Annotated in this window: 20 protein-coding genes and 1 tRNA gene; 14 read left to right on the top strand and 7 right to left on the bottom strand. The window is 59.4% G+C overall.

The annotated features are described in order from the left end of the window. The first annotated feature begins 66 nt into the window (after window positions 1-66). Genes HMPREF2807_RS13075 through HMPREF2807_RS13065 form a run of 3 tightly spaced genes read left to right on the top strand, consistent with a single transcriptional unit; the run spans window position 67 to window position 2386 of the window. Entirely contained in the window at window positions 67-1446 is a 1380-nt protein-coding gene (locus tag HMPREF2807_RS13075) for a glycine--tRNA ligase (protein ID WP_070513576.1), read from the top strand. After that, window positions 1446-1964, top strand: a complete 519-nt coding sequence (locus tag HMPREF2807_RS13070) for a hypothetical protein (RefSeq protein ID WP_070513573.1) — start codon at window positions 1446-1448, stop codon at window positions 1962-1964. Before HMPREF2807_RS13075 ends, HMPREF2807_RS13070 begins: the two co-directional genes overlap by 1 nt. Then, the gene (locus HMPREF2807_RS13065; protein WP_070513570.1) at window positions 1964-2386 is read left to right on the top strand and encodes a hypothetical protein; all 423 of its coding nucleotides are present in this window, start codon (window positions 1964-1966) and stop codon (window positions 2384-2386) included. The genes HMPREF2807_RS13070 and HMPREF2807_RS13065 overlap by 1 nt, the downstream gene beginning before the upstream one ends. A gap of 1001 nt (window positions 2387-3387) precedes the next feature. Here HMPREF2807_RS13065 and HMPREF2807_RS13060 read toward each other — a convergent pair. After that, window positions 3388-5433 carry a TPM domain-containing protein gene (locus tag HMPREF2807_RS13060; RefSeq protein WP_070513568.1) on the bottom strand — a complete coding sequence of 682 codons (2046 nt, stop codon included), beginning with the start codon at window positions 5431-5433 and terminating at the stop codon, window positions 3388-3390. Between the two features lie 43 nt (window positions 5434-5476). On the opposite strand from HMPREF2807_RS13060, the gene HMPREF2807_RS13055 reads away from it, so the two are divergent. Together HMPREF2807_RS13055 and HMPREF2807_RS13050 are read left to right on the top strand one after the other, a co-directional pair. Then, a complete protein-coding gene (locus tag HMPREF2807_RS13055) occupies window positions 5477-6061 on the top strand; it encodes a YdcF family protein (RefSeq protein WP_070513565.1) in 585 nt (194 codons plus the stop codon). Window positions 6062-6072: 11 nt separating this feature from the next. Next, on the top strand, window positions 6073-7347 hold the full coding sequence (locus HMPREF2807_RS13050; RefSeq protein WP_070513563.1) for a deoxyguanosinetriphosphate triphosphohydrolase: 1275 nt from the start codon (window positions 6073-6075) through the stop codon (window positions 7345-7347). Here HMPREF2807_RS13050 and HMPREF2807_RS13045 read toward each other — a convergent pair. Together HMPREF2807_RS13045 and HMPREF2807_RS13040 are read right to left on the bottom strand one after the other, a co-directional pair. Continuing rightward, complete coding sequence (locus HMPREF2807_RS13045; RefSeq protein ID WP_046649054.1) at window positions 7344-7577, bottom strand: barstar family protein; 234 nt, start codon at window positions 7575-7577, stop codon at window positions 7344-7346. The genes HMPREF2807_RS13050 and HMPREF2807_RS13045 overlap by 4 nt on opposite strands. A gap of 3 nt (window positions 7578-7580) precedes the next feature. Next, entirely contained in the window at window positions 7581-8081 is a 501-nt protein-coding gene (locus HMPREF2807_RS13040; protein ID WP_070513665.1) for a guanyl-specific ribonuclease, read from the bottom strand. A gap of 157 nt (window positions 8082-8238) precedes the next feature. On the opposite strand from HMPREF2807_RS13040, the gene dnaG reads away from it, so the two are divergent. Further along, on the top strand, window positions 8239-10167 hold the full coding sequence (gene dnaG / locus HMPREF2807_RS13035; protein ID WP_070513561.1) for a DNA primase: 1929 nt from the start codon (window positions 8239-8241) through the stop codon (window positions 10165-10167). Window positions 10168-10217: 50 nt separating this feature from the next. Here the strand turns inward: dnaG and HMPREF2807_RS13030 are convergent, their stop codons facing one another. Further along, complete coding sequence (locus HMPREF2807_RS13030) at window positions 10218-10502, bottom strand: hypothetical protein (RefSeq protein ID WP_070513558.1); 285 nt, start codon at window positions 10500-10502, stop codon at window positions 10218-10220. 194 nt (window positions 10503-10696) lie between these two features. Here HMPREF2807_RS13030 and HMPREF2807_RS13940 point away from each other — a divergent pair, with 194 nt between their 5' ends. From HMPREF2807_RS13940 to HMPREF2807_RS13020, 3 genes are all read left to right on the top strand, one after another. Next, a complete protein-coding gene (locus tag HMPREF2807_RS13940) occupies window positions 10697-10834 on the top strand; it encodes a hypothetical protein (protein WP_157844611.1) in 138 nt (45 codons plus the stop codon). A gap of 112 nt (window positions 10835-10946) precedes the next feature. Continuing rightward, window positions 10947-12104 carry a non-hydrolyzing UDP-N-acetylglucosamine 2-epimerase gene (gene wecB, locus HMPREF2807_RS13025; RefSeq protein WP_070513555.1) on the top strand — a complete coding sequence of 386 codons (1158 nt, stop codon included), beginning with the start codon at window positions 10947-10949 and terminating at the stop codon, window positions 12102-12104. 89 nt (window positions 12105-12193) lie between these two features. Beyond that, window positions 12194-12856: a DUF1707 SHOCT-like domain-containing protein gene (locus HMPREF2807_RS13020; RefSeq protein WP_070513552.1), complete on the top strand. Its 663-nt coding sequence runs from the start codon at window positions 12194-12196 to the stop codon at window positions 12854-12856. 84 nt (window positions 12857-12940) lie between these two features. Here HMPREF2807_RS13020 and HMPREF2807_RS13015 read toward each other — a convergent pair whose 3' ends face one another. Next, window positions 12941-14575, bottom strand: a complete 1635-nt coding sequence (locus tag HMPREF2807_RS13015) for a histidine-type phosphatase (RefSeq protein ID WP_070513549.1) — start codon at window positions 14573-14575, stop codon at window positions 12941-12943. A 188-nt stretch (window positions 14576-14763) separates the two neighbouring features. After that, window positions 14764-14836 (bottom strand) — tRNA-Asn (locus HMPREF2807_RS13010). A 192-nt stretch (window positions 14837-15028) separates the two neighbouring features. On the opposite strand from HMPREF2807_RS13010, the gene HMPREF2807_RS13005 reads away from it, so the two are divergent. Continuing rightward, window positions 15029-16429 carry a glycosyltransferase gene (locus HMPREF2807_RS13005; RefSeq protein ID WP_070513546.1) on the top strand — a complete coding sequence of 467 codons (1401 nt, stop codon included), beginning with the start codon at window positions 15029-15031 and terminating at the stop codon, window positions 16427-16429. Between the two features lie 8 nt (window positions 16430-16437). Here HMPREF2807_RS13005 and HMPREF2807_RS13000 read toward each other — a convergent pair whose 3' ends face one another. Then, window positions 16438-17325, bottom strand: coding sequence for a hypothetical protein (locus HMPREF2807_RS13000; RefSeq protein WP_070513543.1), 888 nt, complete (start codon window positions 17323-17325; stop codon window positions 16438-16440). Window positions 17326-17513: 188 nt separating this feature from the next. Here HMPREF2807_RS13000 and wecC point away from each other — a divergent pair, with 188 nt between their 5' ends. The 4 genes from wecC to HMPREF2807_RS12980 all read left to right on the top strand — a co-directional run bounded on the left by wecC (window position 17514) and on the right by HMPREF2807_RS12980 (window position 22850). Then, entirely contained in the window at window positions 17514-18782 is a 1269-nt protein-coding gene (gene wecC / locus HMPREF2807_RS12995) for a UDP-N-acetyl-D-mannosamine dehydrogenase (protein WP_070513541.1), read from the top strand. A gap of 67 nt (window positions 18783-18849) precedes the next feature. Continuing rightward, window positions 18850-20157 (top strand): glycosyltransferase family 4 protein, encoded by a 1308-nt coding sequence (locus tag HMPREF2807_RS12990; RefSeq protein ID WP_070513538.1) that lies wholly within the window; start codon window positions 18850-18852, stop codon window positions 20155-20157. Between the two features lie 21 nt (window positions 20158-20178). Further along, window positions 20179-20763, top strand: a complete 585-nt coding sequence (locus tag HMPREF2807_RS12985) for a hypothetical protein (RefSeq protein WP_070513535.1) — start codon at window positions 20179-20181, stop codon at window positions 20761-20763. Then, window positions 20760-22850 carry a glycosyltransferase gene (locus HMPREF2807_RS12980; RefSeq protein WP_070513534.1) on the top strand — a complete coding sequence of 697 codons (2091 nt, stop codon included), beginning with the start codon at window positions 20760-20762 and terminating at the stop codon, window positions 22848-22850. Before HMPREF2807_RS12985 ends, HMPREF2807_RS12980 begins: the two co-directional genes overlap by 4 nt. Window positions 22851-22927 lie beyond the last annotated feature (77 nt).

Here is a 22927-nt window from a genome sequence, read left to right as displayed (position 1 = left end):
GAGGGGCACGCTAGACTAGGCCGCACTGTATAAAGACTGTCCCCTACCAGAGGAGTCCCATTAGCTATGGCATCCGTCATTGATACCGTCGTCAGCCTGTGTAAGCGCCGCGGCTTGGTCTACCAGGCAGGTGAAATTTATGGCGGTTCCCGCTCTGCGTGGGACTACGGCCCGCTTGGCGTCGAGCTCAAGGAAAACATCAAGCGCCAGTGGTGGCGCCACATGGTGCAGTCCCGCGATGACGTCGTGGGTGTCGATACATCCGTGATCCAGCCGCGCCAGGTGTGGGTGTCCTCCGGCCACGTCGAGGTTTTCACCGACCCGCTGGTGGAGTCCAAGCACACCGGTAAGCGCTACCGCGCCGACCACCTGATCGAGGCTTACGAGGAAAAGCACGGCCACGAGCCGGAGAACGGCCTTGCGGATATTAATGATCCGGAGACTGGCCAGCCGGGTGACTGGACCGAGCCGAAGGCCTTCTCCGGTCTGCTCAAGACTTTCCTGGGTCCGGTCGACGATGAGCAGGGCCTGCACTACCTGCGCCCGGAGACCGCGCAGGGTATCTTCGTGAACTTCAAGAACGTGATGACCTCGGCGCGTATGAAGCCGCCGTTCGGTATCGCGAACATCGGTAAGTCCTTCCGCAATGAGATCACCCCGGGCAACTTCATCTTCCGCACCCGCGAGTTCGAGCAGATGGAGATGGAGTTCTTCGTCAAGCCGGGCGAGGATGAAGAGTGGCACCAGTACTGGATCGATGACCGCTTCAACTGGTACATCGACCTGGGGATTAAGGAAGAGAACCTGCGCCTCTACGAGCACCCGCAGGAGAAGCTCTCCCACTACTCCAAGCGCACCGTGGACGTCGAGTACGCCTATAACTTCAAGGGCTCCAAGTGGGGCGAGCTGGAGGGCGTGGCCAACCGCACGGACTATGACCTTTCCGTGCACACCAAGGGCTCGGGCGAGGACCTGTCTTACTTTGACCAGGAGGCTGGCGAGCGCTGGACCCCGTACGTTATTGAGCCGGCTGCCGGCCTGGGCCGCGCCATGATGGCCTTCCTTATCGATGCCTACGACGAAGAGGAGGCCCCGAACGCCAAGGGCGGTACCGATAAGCGCGTGGTGCTGCGCCTGGACCGCCGTCTGGCTCCGGTCAAGGTGGCCGTGCTGCCGCTGTCGAAGAAGGAAGAGCTGTCCACCCCGGCCCGCGAGCTGGCCAACAAGCTGCGCGCCAACTGGAACGTGGAGTTCGATGTCTCTGGCGCCATCGGCCGCCGCTACCGCCGCCAGGACGAGATTGGTACGCCGTTCTGCGTGACCTATGACTTCGACACCCTCGAGGACAACGCGGTCACCGTGCGTGAGCGTGACTCGATGGAGCAGGAGCGCGTCAAGCTCGACGAGCTTGAGGCTTACCTGGCTGCCCGCCTGGCTGGCTGCTAATGCACTACACCAGCTGGGACCGCAGCGACCGCAAGAACCCGGTCCTCCTCGTGGGGGAGGGGCCGGCGTCGTTGGGCATGTTCCAGGAACGCTCGGCAGATGTGGAAGGCGAGCACTGGCGCTTGGGCCTCGATGACCTGGGCGCGTCGGTGACCCTGGAAGACGACCGCGTCTACCGTCTGGCGGGCAATCCCAAGCGTGATAAGCGCTTGGAGGCCTCGCTGGACGGGCGCACCTTTGCCTTCATCAACGAGGCCGGCGGTGACTGGATTGTCGAGGACCACGAGGGGCTGAAGATTGCCCAGTTCTCCTCCAAGAACTCTGGCGTGCGCAAGGCCATCCTCGAGTTCGAGGGCGAGAACAGCGATGACTCCGATGACCTCAGCCATTCGGAGATTGCGGCTTTGAGCTGGTTTACCCGCGTCATTTTGGAGGCCCGGACGCAGAAGACCGCGATCCCGATCATCGCCATGCTGTTGCTCATGACCATTGTCGCCATCATTGCGGTGCTCCTCTGATGCAACGCTGGGTGTGGCGCGATGGGGCGCTGGTGGATGGCGCGGGCGAGGTCATCGCCCGCGTGAGACCGACGGGCCTGCTGCTGCCCGGGACGGGCACCACCATCGCCTTCGAGCACATCCCGGGCGCTCGCAGCTTTACTGTACGCGGGCCCGACTTTTCGGCGGAGCAGACCAGCTTCACGGTGAAAAAGCTGCGTGCGGTCTGTCAGGGCCGCGAGTACTTGCTCGAGCGCACGAACCCCTTCCGCCGCGAGCGCCGCATCCTCGCTTTGTCTGGCCCCGCCGCCGAGGTTGCCCGCACCACCCCGCGCGGCCGCGACCTCGAAGTTGCGGTGGGCGAGCTCCCCCTCACGGACGCCGCCTTCACCAGCTACTGTTGCCTGCTTCTCGACGGCTCCATCCGCCCCTTCCGCACCTAAGCCCACCTTCCGCGGTGCCGCCCATTTGTGCACCGAACCCCTACTTCGCACTGCTGCCCGTCAAAGCCCACTTCGCTTTCTTGCTGCCTGCCTGCTCGGCGCACGTCCCCTTCTTGCTTCCTGCCTGCTAGGCCGTGCTTTCCGCTCTCTCACAGATGGTCCTTCTGGTTTGGTCCCTCCACTCTGGTCCCTTATGAGTGCAAAGGGACCATGTGGCGCAGCTTTTCGCCTGATAGATGGTCCCTTTACTAGGCAAAGGGACCAGAATAAAGGCACCAAACTAAAGGGACCTTTCGCGATATAACCTGCACCGACATGCGAGTAGTGGAGTTTGTCTTCGAAGAGGAGCTCTCCGAGTGTGTTTGCTCGGCTTGGTATGCCGGTAGAGGGTTCGAGTCAGATGGTTGCAGTCATAAGGTTTGCTTGCCCCCAAACGAACCATCTAGCGCATTGCAGAAGGTTTACTTGCCCCCAAGTAAGCCGTTTGACTGCAACCATCTGAGGCGAACCGTTTGGCCAGAACCATGTGCATGACCGGTTTACACCAATCATGTACGTGCACCAATCCCGTATCCGTGGATCTACTTGGCCGACAATCGAGTCGGTATCCAACCGCCCGATGCGTGCAAGGACATTCGGCAGAAGGCATCCCGCAAACGGCATCCGACAGTCCGGCAGAAGGCATCTGGCAGATGGCATCTGTCAAAAGGCGCCTTTGGGGCTGAAAACGCCATGTAGAGGGTGCAAAAGGCGTTTTTAGCTGTGAAAACGCCTTCTAGAAGATGCCTTTTGCCAGATGCCTTTTGCAAGGAGCCTTGTGCGAGATGCCATGTGGGACCGCCCTGGTTATGAGATGCCGGGTGTGGGCCGCGGGTCTCGAGGGCTCGCGCGGGGAAGTGGGTGAAGCCGGCTGGGAGGAACTGGCGCGGGGAAGGGGAGAGGACGGGGAAGTGGGTGAAGACAGCTGGGAGGGCCTAGGTGCGGGGAGGGGGAGAGGGCGGCTAGAAGGAGCCGCCGCGGAAGCCACCTCCACCGCCGCCGCCCGAGAAGCCACCGCCGCCGAAGCTGCCACCACCGGAGAAGCCTCCGCCGAAACCGCCACTGTGGCCGCGGGAGCTGCCGCCACCGAGGATCTGGCCCAGCACCATGCCGGTGAGGATGTTGCCCGCGGCATCGGTGGCCTGGCGGCGCTGTTCTTGGCGGCGGTAGGCCTCTAGGTCTTCCTTCGCGCGATTGAGCGAAGTCTGCGCGGCAGTCGCGGCATCGCGGGAGTAGTTGAGGGCCGCGCGCAAGTCCTTCGAGGCGGAGTTCTGGGCTTGGGCGAAGAGGCGGGTGGCATCGGCAAGAGCCACACGCGCATCGGGGCCCACCACGCGGCCACGCGAGGAGAGCAAGTCCTCAGCTGCCTGGATAGCGGACTCGGCCGCGGCAATCTGCTGGCGGTAGAGCGCGATCTGGCGCTCGCGGGTGGCGTTGGTTTCGCGGACGGTGTCCAGCTGCTGGTCCAGTTCGCCATCGATAGCCGTCAGCGCCGTGTACTGACCCAGTGGATCACCCTGACCGTGCTCGCGGGCTGCGCGCAGAGCCTCCCGGGCGCGGGCCAGCAACTCCTCCAAGGCGGCCCAATCAGCAGTCGAGCCCTGGGCCTTGCCGCGCTGTTCCAAGTGCTGGGCTTCGGCGATTTCTTCCTCGACCTCATCGATGAGCGCCGGCAGGTTATCGCGAGCCGCGGTGATTGAGTTCTCGGCATTCTCCACGCCATTCAGCAGGCGGTCGGAGACCTCCAGGGCGTGCTCGGCATCGCGGATATAGCCCACCAAAGGACCCTGCTGGCCAGCCGGCTGGGACTGCAATTCTCGGCCGCGGGAAAGCAGCTTTTCAGCCTCATTGAGCGAGACCTCCGCCATCTCTGGGTTATCCGCAATGGAGGACAACACCTCCTCGGAATAGGAGCCGCTGAGAGTAGACAAGGTAGCGCGTGCCTGCGGCAGGCGCCCGCGCAGGTCGACCACCCGACGCGTCAGCTCATCCAGCTTGGAGCTGGCGTTAATGAGCAAGTCACGCATCTTGGCAAAGTCCGCCGCCTGCGCATCCAAGGCATCGTCGGCCTGCCCGCAGGAGGAGATAATCTCCACCAGCATCTGGCGGCGCTCCGCCGTCGATTCCGGCAGGTTATCTTGCAGCTTCTGCTGCAGCTGGAACGCCTTCTGCAGGGTCAGCGTGGAATGGTTCATCGCGCGCGTGAACGGGCGGGTGCGCTCGGGGCCGAACTCGGCCACCGCGATGTCGAGCTCCTCCTTGCCGCGGCGGATCGACTCATCGGTGGAGACCAGCTCCTCCTGGGCCAGCTTCTCCAAGGTCGCCATGTCCAAGCGGTCGAGCTGCGCGGTATTGCTCGGCTCAATCTGGCGCGCCGATTCCAACGTCGCAGCTGAGTCCTTCTTGGTCTTGCGCCGGCTGGCCACCGCGATGCCACCGCCGGCCAAAGCTAGGGCACCCGCGCCGCCGACAAGCCACAGGCCTCCCGAGCCATCGGAATCAGAAGCAGCAGAAGCGCCAGAAGAAGACCCCGCAGAACCGGAAGCGGCAGCGTCGACAAGCGCGAGTGCGGAAGCACCGAACTGGCGGCCGTCGGCAAGCTTGGCGTAGGCCGCGTCATACATCACATCCAGGCGCCCGCGCGGCCAGTCATTGCCCGTCTGCACGCCCACGGTGGAATCATCCACACCCACCACGTAGGCCGCGGAGTTCGGGCCCTTGGCCTGCACAATTTCACCCGCATAGCTCTCCGCGCCCTCCGGGAGCGAGGATGCAAAGACCACGAAAATCACCACGTGGTGCTCCTGCTGCAGCGCGGCAATCTTGTCCTCCAACTCGGATTTCTCTGAGTCCGAGAGAACCCCCGCCTCATCCGTCACCTTATCCGTGAGCGAGGCCGCCTCCGGCGCGGCAACAACGAAGTCCGCAGCCACGGCCGGGCTAGCAGTGGCCAACCCCAGCACGAGGGCGGCGAGGGCGGCGCGTCCAATACGAGCAGCAGTAGTCATGCGAACCACGATACCTGCCACCCAACGCTAAAGTGGACAGGCAGTGAAGTACGTTATTGTCCTCGGCGCCGCGCAATACGACGGGCGCCCCTCCCGCATCCTTCGCGGCCGCGTGCGCTTCGCCGCTGAGTACGCCGCCGCGCACGACCTGCCCATTATCACGGTGGGCGGGAACTTGCCCGGCGATAGGTTCACCGAGGCCGGGGTGGCACGGGCCTTGCTTGACGACGAGCCCCTTAAAGTCACCGCCCTCGAAGAGGGCCTCGACACCCGCAGCGAGCTAGCCGCCGCCCGCGACAAACTCGGCGTGACCGAGGCCGTCATCATCACCGACCCGTTGCACCGCCTGCGCACCTTCCTCATCGCCCGCCAAGAGGGGATTGCCGCCACCGTGCTGGGCACGCCCTATTATCCTTCCCGGCTTTTTTCCATCCCCTGGTGGCGCTACCTGGCCCACGAGACCGGCGGCCTGGCCTACCTGGGCCTGCGCACCCTGCTGGGGGAGAAGCGCACCGAAGGCGTGCGGACGGCCTTCTACCGCATCGAGCGCCTCATCCGCCCCAACCAGGCCCTGCGCCACCGTGTTATTGGCGCGAGGCAGACCCAGGAAGACCAGGACTCCGCCTAAGCTTAAAACCCGTGAGCTATACCTATTGCGCAGAAGACGTCGCCCGCCTTGCCTCCGAGTCACCCAAAGGCTCGGCCCTGCTCAAAACCGAGGAGCACCGCGGCGCCTTCTCCCGCGACCGCGCCCGCGTCCTGCACTCCGCGGCGCTGCGCCGCCTAGCGGATAAGACCCAAGTGGTGGGCCCGCGCGATGGCGATACCCCGCGCACGCGGCTGACACACTCCCTGGAGGTCAGTCAGATTGCCCGCAGCATCGGTGCAGGCTTGGGCCTGGACCCGGACTTGTGCGATATGGCGGGCCTGACGCATGACATTGGCCACCCGCCCTACGGCCACAACGGCGAGAATGCCCTCAACGAGGTTGCGCTCGGTGGCTTCGAGGGCAATGCCCAGACCTTGCGCATCCTGACCAAACTGGAGCCCAAGGTGGTGCTGGATACCCCGGCGGGCCCGCGCAGCTATGGCCTCAACCTCACCCGCGCCTCACTCGATGCCGCCTGCAAATACCCCTGGACCAAGACCAACCCGGATGGCACGACCAACCGCAAATACGGCGCCTACGACGAAGACACCGACGTCCTGGAGTGGCTGCGCCAGGGGCATAGCGATAAGCGCAAGTCGATGGAGGCCCAGGTCATGGACTGGTCGGATGACATCGCCTATTCCGTCCACGACGTCGAAGACGGCATCATCTCCCGCCGCATCTCTTTGGGTGTGCTCTGGGATCTGGTGGAGCTGGCCAACCTCGCGGACAAGGGCGCAAAAGCCTTCGGCGGTACCGCCGACGAGCTCCTCGAGGCAGCCGACCGCCTGCGCCAGCTGGATGTCATCAACGCCATCGGTAACTTCGACTACTCCCTGCGCTCTTATGCCAACTTAAAGAAGATGACCTCGGAGCTTGTCGGCCGCTACGTCGGCGCCACCGTCTCCGCCACGCTGGCGGCCAACGACGGCCCCCTCGGCCGCATGCACGGCGACCTCGCCGTCCCACCCGGCGCAGTGGCGGAGGTAACGCTGCTCAAGACCATCGCCGTTCTCTACGTCATGGATGAGCCCGCCCACCTGGCCCGTCAGGACCGGCAGCGCGAGCGCATCTACCGCGTCTACGACTACCTGGTGGCCGGCGCGCCGGGCTCGCTGGACGCTACCTTCGCCCTGTGGTGGAACCAGGCCGACACCGATCTGGAGCGCGACCGCGCCATCATCGACCAGATCGCCTCCATGACCGAATCCCGCCTAGAGCGCCTAGCGCAGCGCAGCGCCGAGCTCTTCGGTTTCTTGAGCTAGCGCACGAGCGCGACACCCTGGTCCTTCAGCACCATGCTGATCGGGGCCAGGTCTTCCTCCACCATGTCGAAATCCGCAGCGATGATCGCCACGATGTGCTGCTCGCGGAGGAAGTCCGCCAGGGCATCAAGGTTGCGCGGGGCACCGGACTGGCAGCCGCGCAGGCGCCCAAGCGCGCCATAGAAGTCCTCGCGCGTACGGATGGGTTCAGTAATCAGGATGCGCTGCATGTCTTAGTCCTCCGCGTCCGGGATGCTGCAGAAGCTGTCGTAGTGATCATCGGTGTAGTACCAGACATCCGGGTCGGTCTCGCTCCCGCCACCGGTGACAATCCGCTTGGCCCCGCGGTGCCCAATCCCCGGCGTTTCCACCGTGTATTCGCGGTAGTAATTCCTGTCCTGCTGCGGCAGCACGCCCTCATAGTTGCCAAAGCGCACGTTGTCATTATCCGGGTAGTCATAGGGGCCGCCCGCCAGGATATCGCTGGCTGTCTCGTGGGCCTCCTGGGGCAAGGAATCCATGGAACAGGTGGGCAGGTCGGAGCCGCCCTGCTTGGCGACGTCCCCCTCATCCCCACCAGACGCACCAGCGGCAGAGGAAGACGGTGCTGCCTTCTGGTCCGCGCCATCGCTGGAGTCACCGAGGTCGATGCCGAAGTAGCCCGCGACGAGGACGAGAACCGCGCCGCCGATGAGGGCCGGCAGCGACTTTTTAGAAGGGGAAGACTGGGCCATGGCCCCATCATTGCAGGTGCCAGGGCAGAAAAAGAAATCAGGACCGCGCTCTTTTCCCAATTCCCACATATGGGTTCTTCCAGGATGTGGGACTCGCAGCTCTAGCCCACCCAGCCGTGGGTACCTGTACCTTGCGTGGGCGGGGTAGTCTGTACGCATGGCACGAGGCAGAATTCCGGACAGCGACATCCAAGCTATCCGTGAACGCGCGCCTATTGATGAGATCGTGGGCGAATACGTCCAGCTCAAACCCGCTGGCTATGACTCTTTGAAGGGCCTGAGCCCTTTCAAGGATGAGAAGACCCCGTCTTTCCACGTGCGCCCGCAGCGCGGCTACTACCACTGTTTCTCCACCGGCAAGGGCGGGGATGTTTTCAGCTTCCTCATGGAGATGGAGCAGGTCTCCTTCCCGGAAGCAGTTGAGGCCGTAGCCCAGAAGATTGGCTACCACATCAACTACCAAGGCGGCTCCACCGGTGCGCGCGATGAAAAGCCCGGCACGCGCCGTCGGCTTATCGCCGCCAACAAGGCTGCGCACGAGTTCTACCGCCAGCAGCTAGAAACCCCGCAGGCCGCCGCCGGGCGCGAGTTCCTCCTCGACCGCGGCTTCTCCAAGGAGATCATCTACGAATTCGAATGCGGCTATGCCCCGGAAGGCTGGGATACCGCCACTAAGCACCTGCTGCGCATGGGCTTTTCCTTTGAGGAGCTGGAAGCCGCCGGCATTTCCAAGATGGGCAAGCGCGGTCCCATCGACCGCTTCCACCGGCGCCTGCTGTGGCCCATCAAGGACCTATCCGGCAACGTCATCGGCTTCGGCGCACGCAAGCTTTACGACGATGACAAGCTGGGCAAGTACATGAACACGCCCGAGACCATGCTCTATCACAAGTCCAAGGTGCTCTTCGGCCTGGATTTGGCCAAGCGCAACATCGCGGAGCAACACCAAGCCGTGGTGGTGGAGGGCTACACGGACGTCATGGCCATGTACGCCGCCGGTGTCAAGACCGCCGTGGCCTCCTGCGGCACCGCCTTCGGCCCGGACCACCTCCAGGTGCTGCGCCGCCTGATGCTGGATGATTCCTACTTCCACGGCGAGCTCATCTACACCTTCGACGGCGACGAGGCCGGCCAGAAAGCCGCCATGCGCGCCTTCGAGGGCGAGCAGAAATTCACCGGCCAGTCCTTCGTCTCCGTGGCCCCCGACGGCATGGATCCCTGCGATCTGCGCCTTGCGCGCGGCGACGCTGCCGTGCGCGACTTGGTGGCGGACCGCATCCCCATGTTCGAGTTCGTCATCCGCTCCGTCATCTCGGAGTTCAGCATCGACTCGGCCGAAGGCCGCCTCCAAGCCCTGCGCCGCGCCGTGCCCGTCGTGGCCCAAATCCGGGATCAACCTCTGCAACGCGAGTACGCCCGCCGCTTGGCCGGCTGGGTGGGCTGGCCCGACCCGGAGGAAGTACTCCACCAAGTACGCCAGGAAGCCCGCAGGCCGAAGAAGGAGCAGCGCCCGCGTTTTGCCTCCCTGGAGCAGACCTCCTCCGTTCCTGCGCAGTCCAATGCCCCCGTCATGCACATCCCCGGCCCCCGGGAGCCGCACCTGTGGCCGCAGCGCGAGGCCCTCAAGTTGGCTCTGCAGTACCCGCAGATTGCCGGCAGCTACTTCGACGGCATTACGGAGGATGCCTACTCCAACGAGGCCTACCGCACGATCCGCCGCGCTATCTCCACCTTGGGTGGCGTGACCGCCGGCGCTGAACAGCCCGGCGTGGAGTGGCTCGCCGCCGTGGCCGGGGAGATGCCGGACCTTATGGCCCGCAACTTCGTCTCTGAACTGGCCGTGGAGCCCATCAAGCTGGGGGAGACCGGCAACCCTGATACCGACCTGGAAGCCTACGCCGATTCCGTGCTCTCGCGCCTCCAGGAAGCCCGCGTGGGCGACCAAGTAGCCCAACTCAAAGCTCAACTAGGCCGCATGCGCCCCTCCGACGACGAAGAGTCCTATAACTCGCTCTTCGCCGACCTCGTCGCACTTGAGCAAGCCCGCCGCGAGCTCAACGACCGCGCCTTCCGCGGCGTGCGTTAGCAAGCACTACGCACTAATCCACACCCCGCGCACGCGTTCTAGCGTGCGCGTTAATCCTCGTCCGGCTCGTAAATCCGATCCGCCGGCATTTCATCCGTGGCACCTCTGGTGCCACGCTTGCCGCGGCGCCCCTTGTTATAGTCCTTGAGCTCGCGCATACGCGGCTCCGGATCCAAGCGGTTGGCCACGGCCTTGCGCGCGGAGCGCACTGCGGCCTTGGTGGCGGGGGAGTTCACGGCCTTTTCATAAGCGCCCTTAATTTGGTGGTAGCGCTTGCGCCCAGCCTTGGTTCCGAAGACGTATCCGGCGGCAGCACCCACAACAAATTGGATCATTGGAAACTAGTCATCCCCTTACTTCAAGCCGGCGCAGCGGCCAGCGTTTGCGTACAACGTACGGGCAACGTGCAATTCTCACGATCAGCCTACCTGCCTAGGCCCACCGGCGTGGGCGGCAGTGCAGCCGTGGGGCGAATAGATATTGTGCGAACTCTTCCCAAAGACCATTCGCTTCGGTTAACTTAAGTTCTGTGGAGAGTTCGAAGCGTACGCACGCGGTCTCGGCAGCCGTGGCGATGTCAGCGCTATTAACAGCCAGCGTGGCGGCAGCTGAGCCGCGCGTGGCTGCTTTCGAAGAGCCACGGGAAGTCACCGTGAGCGAGGACTAGCGTTCACAGGACTGACGTTCTTCTCTCCGCTATTCACTGGGCGATGTGCACGCGGCACAAGCACTGTAGACTCTTACGGAGATTCTCTCCCGGTAATAAATGAAGGAAATTTATGTCTAAGCCGAAGATTATGACCGTGTACGGCACCCGCCCCGAGGCGATCAAGGTAGCCCCAGTCATTAAGGCATTGGAGAAGGACGATCGCTTCGAATCGGTTGCTGTCTCCACCGGCCAGCATAAAGAAATGCTGGAGCAGGTCAACACCATGTTTGGCATTGAACCGAAGCTGGATCTGCACCTGATGAAGCCGGGCCAAGGTCTCAATGAGATTGTTTCCCGCGCGCTCATGGGGCTGGATGAGATTATCGATGCCGAACAGCCCGACGTCATCATTTCCCAGGGCGATACCTCCACGGCCATGACTGCAGCGCTTGCTGGTTTCCACCGCGGTGTGAAAATCGTGCACCTGGAAGCAGGCCTGCGCACCGGTGACATTCACTCGCCGTTCCCGGAAGAGGCGAACCGTAAGCTGATCGGCCAGGTTGCGGAGCTGCACCTCGCTCCCACGGCAGGCTCAATGGAGAACCTGCGCCGCGAGAACGTGCGCTCCAAGGACATCGCGGTCACCGGCAACACTGTTATCGATGCCCTACTTGAGGCTGCAAGCTGGGACACCGAATTCGAAGACTCGGCCGTCCAGGAAGCCGCGCAGTCGGCCAAGCGTCTTGTCGTGGTCACCACCCACCGCCGCGAAAACCTTGAAGCCATGAAGGAAATTGGTGGGGCCGTCAAGGATTTGGCAGAGGCTTACCCGGACATTAACTTTGTTCTACCCCTGCACCTCAACCCCAAGGTCCGTGAAGCCGTGCTTCCGGAGGTTGAGTCCCTGCCTAACGTCATCATCACGGATCCGCTGCCCTATGACCAGTTCACCAAGCTTCTGGACCGTGCAACCATTATCCTCACCGACTCCGGTGGAGTTCAGGAAGAAGCCCCGGCTCTGGGCAAGCCGGTCTTGGTCATGCGTCAGAATACCGAGCGCCCCGAAGCTGTTGTGGCCGGCACCGTGAAGCTCGTGGGCACCAACCGTAGCCTTATCGTGGCGGAGGCTAAGCTGCTCCTTGATGATGATGCTGCCTACGAGGCCATGGCCAACGCCGTCAACCCCTACGGCGATGGCAAGGCCGCTGAGCGCGCTGTGGCAGCTATCGCTGAGCTCCTTGGAGTAGGGGAGCGCCTGCCCGATTTTGCCCCCGAGATCGAGTCCTAACAAGAATCCAGGAACGAACGAATAAGCGCGGCGAAGTGTTCAGCACTCTTCGCCGCGCTTAAATGCGTGCTTCCACGTAAAATCAAGACATGGAATCACGAGACATCAAATGCACGAACTCTGAGCGCACCACCGCTTCACAGGTGTTGGCGGATGCGATGTCGGTAGGCCAGCTCAGCGTCACTGAATTCGAGGAGCGCTCCAGCCGCTGCGCCGATGCCACGACACGCGGCGAGTTGGTCGACCTTGTTTCCGACCTGATCGAGGCCCCAGAACAAGTCCTGTTCGGCAGCCACCAGGTGGCACGTCAACGGTCGAAGGAAGTCAAGACCGCTAATCAAGGAACCGCCACCGCTGTTGACCAGGCTTTAGCCCAAGTAGAACCATCGGTACACGGCGCGCAGGGGCTTTCCCTCGGCATCTTTGGCGGCAGCACTGTGCGCGGCATTCCCATCGCCGCTCATCACACCACGATGGGAATCTTCGGCGGCACCGATGTAGACCTTCGTGGCGCCTCCCTCAAAGAACACGTCACGACAATTCAAGCAGTCGGGGTATTCGGCGGCGTCGATGTCTGGGTCCCGGAAGGATTCCGCGTTCGTGTCAACGGCGTCGGCCTCTTTGGCGGCCACGACATCAAGGTCGAACGTGGTGCCATCGACCCTGCAGACTTGCCTGCCAGCGCTCCTGAAGTAGTGGTGAACTGCTTCAGCCTTTTCGGTGGGGTAGATGTACACGTGGTGAAGCGGTAGTCACCAGACACAGGCGGGGCCCAGAAATCCGCTAGGACTGATGGGACCCAGCCTGGCTTGTACTGTCTCGTCTAAGTTCGCAATTTAGAAGGGCAGATGGATTCCATACTTGTTGAGGATGCTCTTAATCTGCTCAGCGTTGGCAGCAGCGGCGCCGACAGCGATTGCCAGTGCACCAATGACCGCAGCGACAATACCCCACACCCCGGCCTTGGAAGACACAACATCTGACGGTGATGGCTGCGGAGTGTCGTGATTTTGATCTTCCGTGAGGCGGGCCTTGGAGTGGTCCGATGTTGAGCCAAGCGGAAGACAAGCGGAAAGCTCGTCGATGGTGTAAAACGTCGATGCCTCAGCAATGGGTTCGCAGCCGTCATGGAAAGCGATTTCCTTCTCGTTATACAGCATGCGAACGATTGTCTCCCCGCGTTCATTTTGGAAAGCATCCCACTGAATATTGGCCCCCATCGGAGCTACCTGGTCACCGCGCCATCCGGAGTTCTCCCACGAATAAACCTCATCGGCGGGAGTGCCTTTTTCGGAACCAGGAAGCTTCAGCAAAGCTGCAAGAGGGATAATGGTCTCTGCATGTCCAAAGCGATATTCAGCAGCGACATCGCCGCCCTCGGCACGATCCTTAACGCCTTGAATCATTTCCTTGAGCAACGGCTCGTAGTTGTCGTAGGCCACCGTCTGACCCTCGATAGCTGGTCCCTTCTGGTAGTAATCCTCAACATCGAGGAGGTAGGCAAAGGTCGGGCCACTCGCATCATCCATGTATTGGTCAAAAATCCAACCCTCGGCCGGAGTCTTCTCCTCATGCGCAAGGGCTGGGGCGATGATGTACAGGTTGTAGAACTGCAGGGCAGCGTCCACAATGCCCTCAACAGTCTTGTCATCCTTCTCACGGCCGACAAAGCTAATGGAGCCGTCTTCGAGGGCAGTAATGAAGTCGTCGGTGAAGATCTTGTTCAGTAGGTTGCGCGCAGCAGTCTGTGATGCTGGCTTGGCAGAAGCCTCCTTAACCTTGCTGTTGAGTGCTTCGGAGTCTTGCCACTGCGAGTATTTTTCGTAGGAAGGAGCGTTCTTATCCTTGTGCGCGTACATGAGGTCGGTTCGAGTCTCAATAATCACGTGGCCGTCCTCCATACCATCGACAAGATTGTCTGACAGTTGAGGGTTTTCCGAAAGCCAAGCGTTACCGAAGTTCCAACCGGAGTCGTTGGCGCGGTCTTCGCCGGAAGAAATGTACTTGACCTTGAGGTCATCATTCTCGATGCGGTCCATCAATGCGGAATTACGCTGAGCATTGCGCTGACCGATGCCCTCCAGCTCCTCACGTCCCACGACAGTGAGGTTGCCATAGCCGGCCTCCTGACCGGTACCTCCCGCGAGTTCCTTATTGACGGTGATCATGGCTTCAACCTGTGGGATGAGCTTTTCACCCAACTCCGTGAGCTGGCCGTGCTCCTTGGCGTACTCCAACATCTGCTGTGCTAGATCGTCGTACTTGAAACTGGACAGGCCACGGGAACCGTGGCGGTTTACGGTCGAGGTATAGATCTGGTGAAAGCCTGCGGGTGCCTCAGCATAGGCAGAACCCTGTGGCTCATAATGCTGCTTAGTGGAGTAGTAGGTCGAAGCATTAGCAGCAAAAGCTGAAGCCGGGGAAACAGTACAAGCAACAGCAGTTGCAAGTGCGATAGCACGAATGTGCATGAGAAAAAGTTCCTTCGAGAGGTAGTCGGTGACGAGACAGAGTCACCGTACAACAGGAACCTTTCGTCAAAGTTTCTGAGAGGTTAAATGTGCTTCGGGTTTTAGCTAGGCCCGCCTTGAGGCCCTTAGCTGGCCATCCTTAGCCCCCAGAAAAGCAAAAAACCGCCCTCAACCAGGCGGTTTATTTGCTCCTCCAACTGGGCTCGAACCAGTGACCCTTCGATTAACAGTCGAATGCTCTGCCAACTGAGCTATGGAGGATTATGCGTATGCTGCTGAGCAAGTGGCCTTGCTCGGTGCAACGAGATGTAACTATATAAGGTCTGAGGTGTTCAATACAAATCGCCAGCACAACACGCTTTTTCACGCGGGTTAGTGTGGTGCCTTTCGGGCCCGCCTCCATGCAAAGCTAGACTGTCCGTCAGATATCACTCGCAGGGAAGAGGTTTCTTCATGTTCGTTGGACACACTCGCTTTAGTCTCTTCGTCCCCGATTCGGCGTCGTGGCGTGCGAGCAACGAGCAGACCGGGTTCTCGGAAGACGAGTACCGCGACTACCTCTACGACGATGCACGCCTGTCGTTGCGCACGGACATTTTCCTCAACCACACCGTGCCAACACTTGCGAAAGCCGCCGAAGGCTTCGACGTGAAGCACGTTGTCTCCTTCTCTGAATCCTTGCCGCAGAAGTTCAAGGCACAGCTGCAGGAGGCAGCGGACAGCTCCGACGTATTGCACCTCGACGAGCTTCCAGATGGTGATAGCGGATGGACCGCAGTACGCCGCTACGTCCAAGAAATTGGGTTTAAGGGCACGTTCGGGCGCTATCGCCTAGACGACGATGACGTTTTATCCGCTCACTACTTCCAGACCACAGCGCCCTATATCAAGCCCGAGTTTGAAGGCATGCTCGTTAGCATGCCGCTCGGCATTGAGGCGGTCTACGCGGATGGTCAGTTTTTCCACCTGCGTGAAGCCCACACACCTATGAACTCGATGGGCTTGATGTCCATCTGTGCTGTGAAGGAAGACGGCACCGTCGTGGAACCCCAAAGCGGGCCGCACGATAAGTCAGATCGCTATGCGCCCGTGATTTTGGACGCCTCCCAAGTGGGCTATTTGAGGGCTATTCACGCAGGGCAGGACAACGCCATGCGCCATGAGCCAGGTGTGGTCATGGCACGCCTCATGGAGAACATGGCAGCCTTCCCACCTTTCACGGATGTCGCCGCCCTTGAGGCAGCCTTTCCCACGGTGGCTAAGCAGATGCAGAGCACAAGCACAGCGCTAAATATTGATGAAATCGTTGGCAGCGGCCAGCACTACCTTCTTCAGCCCGCTAGCGGGGATGTCAGCCTTGTCATCCACGGAGAATCAGAGTGGGAACTTGATAATGAGCTCCTTGTGAGCCTGTGGATCGAGGATTCCCGTGGGCGACGCGTCCCCTCTTACAAAACAGTCGAGGGCTTTGCTGCCTCCAATAACCCGAGCATCGGGCATTTCGCGTACATTCCCACGGAGAACGGAACCTTTCGGACCTTGGTGAGCCTTCATTTGGAGCACGGCTACGTCCTTCGTGGCTTCCGAATTCTGGCACAAAGCGAGCGAGCCGAGGGAGTTCGGGTCGCAAAGATCGTCACGCAACAGCGAGGTGGGAAGGCACGTTTCGTTAGCACCGAGGACTGGGAATCAGCACGAAGCCAAGGCGTGCGTGGTCTAGTTGACCAAGCCATCGACAGCGTTTATCAGAACCGGACGAGCATCGTGTCTAACGTGCGCAGCGTTCTTGGGGAGGACCGTGCCAACAAAGTCATCGCGCGCTTGGACCAGTTGAACAAGAAGCTACGCAACTAGGGGCGGCCCTAGCCTGAGCTGGCAAACATCTCGTCTTCGAAGAGTCGCTCCCAATCGCCAGCTAGTGATGCTGCGTAGCCGAGAATTCCGGTGAGAAGCATTTGTGGGGCAGGGGCGTGACCTTCGCCCCAATCTCCGAGCAGGAGCCTCCACTGCTGCGGGCGCTCGGCTACTGCCTGGGACCACGGCAGATAATGCTGGGTGTAGTGCAGCTCGTCATCTTCGTTCTGAAGGTAAGCCACGTAGTTCTCGAAACCCTTGCCGTATTCAGTAACCAGGTCGAAGGTCATGGTGGTCTCGGAAAGCTTCCGGCTGCTCCAGCATTTCTTGCGATACGCCTTTACCTGCGGCTCAAGGTAGCGCCCAATATGGGTTTGGGGGTTAGACACCACGGCCAATGAACCGGGGAAGCGGCGCGAGAAATACAGCGCGGCAAAGCCGCCGGCTGATGCCCCGAAAAAGATTGTCTTCTTCCCCAGGTCCTCGACAGGCACATCAGGGTAAAAGCTAGCGAAAATATGAGTCAGGCACGAAGTGAGGTCTTCCTGAAATGGTCGCGTCTCATCCCCTGTGAACCATCCAATACTTGCGCCCCTGTCGAGCGACGGATCGGAAATGTAGACCACGTTCGCCTCAACGCCTTCAACCATCTGCCTCCCAATGAAGACAGGGAGAGAGGTCTTCGCTGGGTCGATGGCCGCGTGAAACAACACGATAGTGACATCGGCGCCGCGATCCTCAACGAGCACATCCATGAATGCAGCGCCGTAGCGAATCGAAATGGCCTCAGCTCCCTCGGAAGAGCTGGCGGGCACGGGGGAGCTGAGAAACTCCTCGACAGAGTCGAAAAAAGTCGTCGAAGCGCCGTAGCGCGCGTAGTTTCTCCTCAGTGCCATAGTCTGTCAGCTTATCGTGCAGAAGTTGCAAAGCGGGATTTCTGTGGGGCAGTGGATATAGATCCCGAAGGAAAACTAAAAGCGGGGAAGGATAAACTTGCAATAGATTTTTCTATTAGTGAGACTGTCATGTTTGCGGAATGTCTTCGCGTGCTACCGTTATCTGAGCACAGTAGCGAGAAAGGTAAATGATGGCGCCTCAGGAAAATGCTGCCAATAGCTTCGACAAAGTTTGCGTTGTAGGCCTCGGATACATCGGTCTGCCTACGGCAGCTTTTATCGCCTCAAAGGGCGTCAAAGTCGTCGGTATTGACGTCAATGAGCGTTTCGTCAAGCTTATTAATGAAGGCAAAGTGCCGTTCTTTGAGCCGGGTTTCGAAGAACTTCTGGCCAAGGTGGTGGAGGAAGGAAACCTCGTCGCACAGGCTGAGCAGGTCGAAGCTGACGCTTACATTGTTTGCGTGCCAACACCTTTCCAGGACAATCACAAGGTAGATACTAAGTACATTCGTGCAGCCTCTGAGGCACTTGCACCGCACCTTCGTCCTGGCGCGCTTGTCGTTCTGGAGTCGACCTCCCCTCCGGGCACTACTGAGGATATGGCGAAGCATCTCATTGAGCTGCGACCGGATCTATCCCTTAACGATGAAGATGACAACGCCATTTTCGTAGCTCACTGCCCAGAGCGAGTTCTTCCGGGGCAGATCATGGAAGAAATGGAAAACAATGACCGTGTTATCGGTGGTTTGACCCCCAAGGGCACCGAGCTTGCTCGTGATCTGTACGCAACTTTCTGTACAGCAGAGCTTCTTATGACCAACGCCACGACCGCAGAGATGGCAAAGCTTACGGAGAACTCCTTCCGTGACGTCAACATTGCGTTCGCTAATGAGCTATCCCTGATCTGCGACCGTCTGGGGATTGATGTTTGGGAGCTCATCGAACTGGCGAACCACCACCCGCGCGTTAACATCCTGCAGCCGGGGCCAGGCGTTGGCGGCCACTGCATCGCGGTTGACCCGTGGTTCATTGTGTCGGCAGCTCCTGAGGAAGCAAAGCTCATTAAGCTGGCTCGCGATGTGAACGATGGCAAGCCTGAGTGGGTTATTGAGCAAGTAGTCAAGGCTCTTGAGGGCAAGGAGAAGCCGGTTGTAGCAGCTCTTGGTATTGCTTTTAAGAACGACATCGATGATCTGCGGGAATCGCCTTCGTTGGAAATCGTGAAGCGCCTCGGTGTGGATAAGCCAGAGCTCGATATCCGGGTCGTTGAGCCGAATGTCGAAGAGCTTCCCGCTGTACTTTCGAACATTTCCAACCTGACAAAGCAGGATACGAAGGAAGCTATTGCGGCTGCTGACGTAGTTCTCCTCCTCGTTAACCACAAGGAGTTTGTCAATCTCGATCAGTCTGTGCTGGAAGGCAAGACTGTTATTGATACCAAGGGTATTTGGCGCTAAAGAAACATCCGCGCGGTCTAAGTGTAGGTCCGCGCAGGATGTCGACACTTAGGAAGAACGGCGTAGAATGCGGATTCTAGTCCTCTCCCAGTACTGGGCCCCAGAGAACGGCGTGCCGCAGCGACGATGGTCGTGGCTGACAAAGATCCTTGTCGAGGCTGGGCATGAGGTGGCTGTGATTGCGCCTCCACCTCACTACCAACGTCAAATCCGTTTGAAGCAGTGGCTGTCTAAAGACGCCATCCTTGGCTGTCGTCGAGCTGAGCTAGGAAACTCGGGTGAGCGGATCTTCCGCTCAGGGTTTTTCCCTGCTGGTTCTACGCTAACTCGCCGAATATTAAACCAAGCCTCAGTCGCAACTTCGATGCTGGCAATGCAAGTGACGCATCGGAAGCAAATTCAGGAGATTTCTCCTGATCTGGTTATCGGCACCGTCCCTGCTCTTCCAACATCGGTGGTAACCATGCTGGTCGCACGGCATCTTGGAGCTCCCTACATCGTGGATCTTCGCGACGCATGGCCGGAGCTTCTGCGTGAGAAAGATGACTGGAACTCCGGAACGGGCAGACGCTCGATTCGCGAGGTGGTCTTGAGTAAAGGCCCCTTTCAAGTTTTGACCGCTCTTACGGAGAAGGCCATGATGCGCGCCTTGACCCATGCCAATGGAATCATCACGACCTCCAAGGATCTAGCAACGCACCTGGGAGCCACATTGCCTGCGAAGCGGGACGGTCGTGAGCGTGTTATCCGCACCGTCCGTAATGTGTTTCCGCCAAAAACCAAGTATGTGGCCGCGGATATGAGCAGAATACGGCGGGATGAGCTCCACGTCCTCTACGCCGGCACGGTGGGGCGTGCACAACGCATCGATAATGCAGTCAGAGCGGTAAAAATTGCTCAGGATCGTGGTTATAAGGTGCGGTTGCGTATCGTCGGCGACGGTGCTGCGTGGCTTGCAGTTAGGGACTTGATTCAAAAAACAGGGGCTGACGCCACCATCGAGCATCGCTATCCTGCAGAGGGACTCGAAGAGTTTTATGACTGGGCAGACACAGCCTTGGTTCATCTCACTTCATGGGAGCCTCTAACACGCACGGTGCCTTCAAAGACCTATGAGTTGATGTCGGTTGGCCTCCACATTAGTGGTGTAGTGCAAGGAGAAGCAGCCGCATTGGTTGAGAAACTTGAGGCCGGACATGTTGTGGAGCCTGATGATCCAGAAGCTCTGGCAAACATGTGGATAAGCCTCATGGAGGACCGCTCGAAGCTTCACGTATCCGCGCGTGGACGTGAATGGGTTGCCAAACAACGCGATGAAGCCGTTCCACATGTCATTCGGGAGATCGTAACGAGCGTCATTTCGGAAAAGAACTAGCTGGGCAAGGACAACGTGCCGATGAGAATTGGATCGCTTGATGATTACAAGCCCGCCGATACCGATTATGCAGTGCTCCTGTGCTCCTCAGAGCAGCTCCATCCCTTACCCGCTAGCCATGGGACGGTGGTGTTTTGCTTCAGCGAGGAGGAACTGGATAACGCGGTTAATATGCCGGTGGTGCTTGCCGACGTTCCCGCTGCCCAAGCAACTCCTATTCTTGCTCGGCTCATCGGGGATAGGGGAGTAGTCGAATACTGGGCGCCACGCTCAGCGGCGGACAACCTTCGTGGCCTAGTTGATAGCGATGACGTAGTGAGCGAAGAGCTAGGCGTCTCGGGATTGCATATTTCCGAAAGGTGGATTCATCTCAGAGTGGAGGAATCAGTTGGTACGTCCCGGCCCTCCGATGATTTTCTTCGGGGACTTTCCGCGCCTCTTTCGCTGTCCAATCTCTCCCCGCGCGACCAGGGACCAGCCCCCGATGCCCCGACGCTCCGAGCACTAGTGATTTCACGCGTGGCAACCTTGGCTAAGCCCGTCAAGCAATTCCTGCCAAGTTCTGTGGTGGTGTCGCTGTACAAAATTTTGGAGAAGATCCGATGAGTACCAATCTCCCAGGAATCAGCGTCATCATTCCTTCCTATGCGAATGATTCAACCAACACTGCAGGCTCGGGCCTGACTGCGGCGCTCACTTCGCTTTCGAATCAAACCTTAAGCACCGATCTCTTCGAAGTCTTAGTCGTCTTCAACGGGCCAGCAGCACTAGATATAGAACTGGATCTGGCAGATCAGTTCCCGCAGCTCAACCTACGGGTACTACGGACCAAAGCCCCCGGCGCTGGCCGCGCCCGCAACCTTGGTATTGCAAGTGCTGGTCGCCGTTTCGTTACCTTTCTCGATGACGATGACGCCCTTCAACCTCGATTCCTTGAGACGGGGTTAGAGCATGCCCGCAATGGCGCTTGTGTGCTTCTGCCGATCCTCGATAAGGGACATGATGGTTCCCTTCAAGAGAATTCGCTCAACGCGCGTATATCAACACTTCGCGGAACCACCGTTCCAGTGGCGAGAGCGCCGTGGGCGCTGGGCTTTAACGCCTGCAAGGTATTCCCCACGGATCTGGCCCAACGCTATCGCTATGAGGAATCGCTGCGCTCGGGTGAGGACGTCGCCTACTTTGCGCACTTGCTCGAAGAATCAGGACTCGTGTTCAACGTTCCAGCAGCACCAAGTAGCTCATCGTATTTGAGAACCATCCGACATGATTCTGTGTCGCGCCAAGCCGAGAGCTTTGATTTCAACGTAACGCAGCGCCTCGAATGCATTGCACAGCTCCGAGAAATCCGTGAGGTTGACTCTAAGCAGCAGGCCCTTCAGAAGCTTGAGGACGCCCAATTCGGATTCCTCGAGACTTACCTACGCGCCCATCCCACAGATGTTCAGCGGGCCATCGACACTGCCGTAGATATTGGTGTTTCTGGTTTGCGCTGGGGCGGTTTGCGTACCGAAAAAGCGAATCGACTAGTGTTCTCCTACTGTTTCCCACCCTTTGCAGACACTTCGGCCAACGTGACAGCAAAAGTGATTCGGAATGATGCGAAGCTTGTTGACGTCTTCTATGCAAATATGGGGCGCGTGCGCGGTCGCGATGATTCGACAAAGCTCATCGTCGATCCTTACCTTGTTCATGCTGAAAAGCTCGATGTCGTCGCTTCTTTTGCACACTGGGGTGCTATCTGTTCTTATGCGCGACAAGCTGCGAAGAAAGCCGCCAAACGTGCGAAGACCTACGGTCCCTATAACTCGATGTATTCGCGCGCTCTTTGGTCTGGTTCTCATGTAGCTGCGGCTCTTTTTAAAGACAACCACCCTGAGACACGATGGGAAGCGGAGTTCTCTGATCCACTCTGCATTGGCGTAGACGGAAAGCCTCGGCCAGGAAAGCTCACTAGGGGGTTGACCACTCACAAGCTTAAGACGATGGTCACGCGATCCGATTGGCCGAATATCTCGTATACCACTCACTTTGAGCTGACTGAATTAGTAACACTGCTGTACGCCGACGAAGTCATCTTCACTAATTCCAATCAGCAACAGGTCATGCTGGAGCGTTATCCCACCAGCCTCGAAGAGCTCGTGCGCGCTAAGTCGACGATTCGACACCATGCAGAGCCGACAAAAGAAATGTATCAGCTCGTGGAGGCGGACTATACCCTCGATGCAGATCGCATCAATATCGGTTACTTTGGCAACTTCTATGCCAACCGCGGAATCGGTGACGTCCTAACCGCGCTCCAAGACCATCCGGTGCGTAACCAATTCCGCCTTCATATCTTCACCGCAGCGCCCGAAAAGCTTCGTCGTCAACTGTGGAATCATCCCGCAGCGGAATGCCTTTGCATTAACGGGTATATGCCGTACCTCGAATTCCTTAGCGTTTCCACTCGTTTCGACGCTCTCGTTGTTAACGACACCAACACAGCGGGTACAGCGTTGAGTCTTAACCCATTCCTTCCCTCGAAGTATGCTGACTACGTCGGTAGTGGGGCAGCTGTGTGGGGAGTCATCGTAGAGGGCTCGCCTCTGTCAAGGCTTCCACTTGACTTCACTTCGCAGGCGGGTGACGTTGAACAAGCCCGCGGTGTTCTCGACGAACTTCTTAGACAGACTGAGTACAATTCCCTGTAGCAATTCTCAGCGTCCTCAGCGAAGCTCGTGACTTATATGGACGTTCGAACACAATAGATCTGGAAGGGCTGATTCAT

The organism is Corynebacterium sp. HMSC074A09 (assembly GCF_001811545.1).
In the GTDB taxonomy this organism is placed as follows: Bacteria; Actinomycetota; Actinomycetes; order Mycobacteriales; family Mycobacteriaceae; genus Corynebacterium; species Corynebacterium hiratae.
The sequence above is the reverse complement of the archived record's forward strand: the minus strand, read 5'-3'. Positions and strand labels throughout refer to the sequence as shown.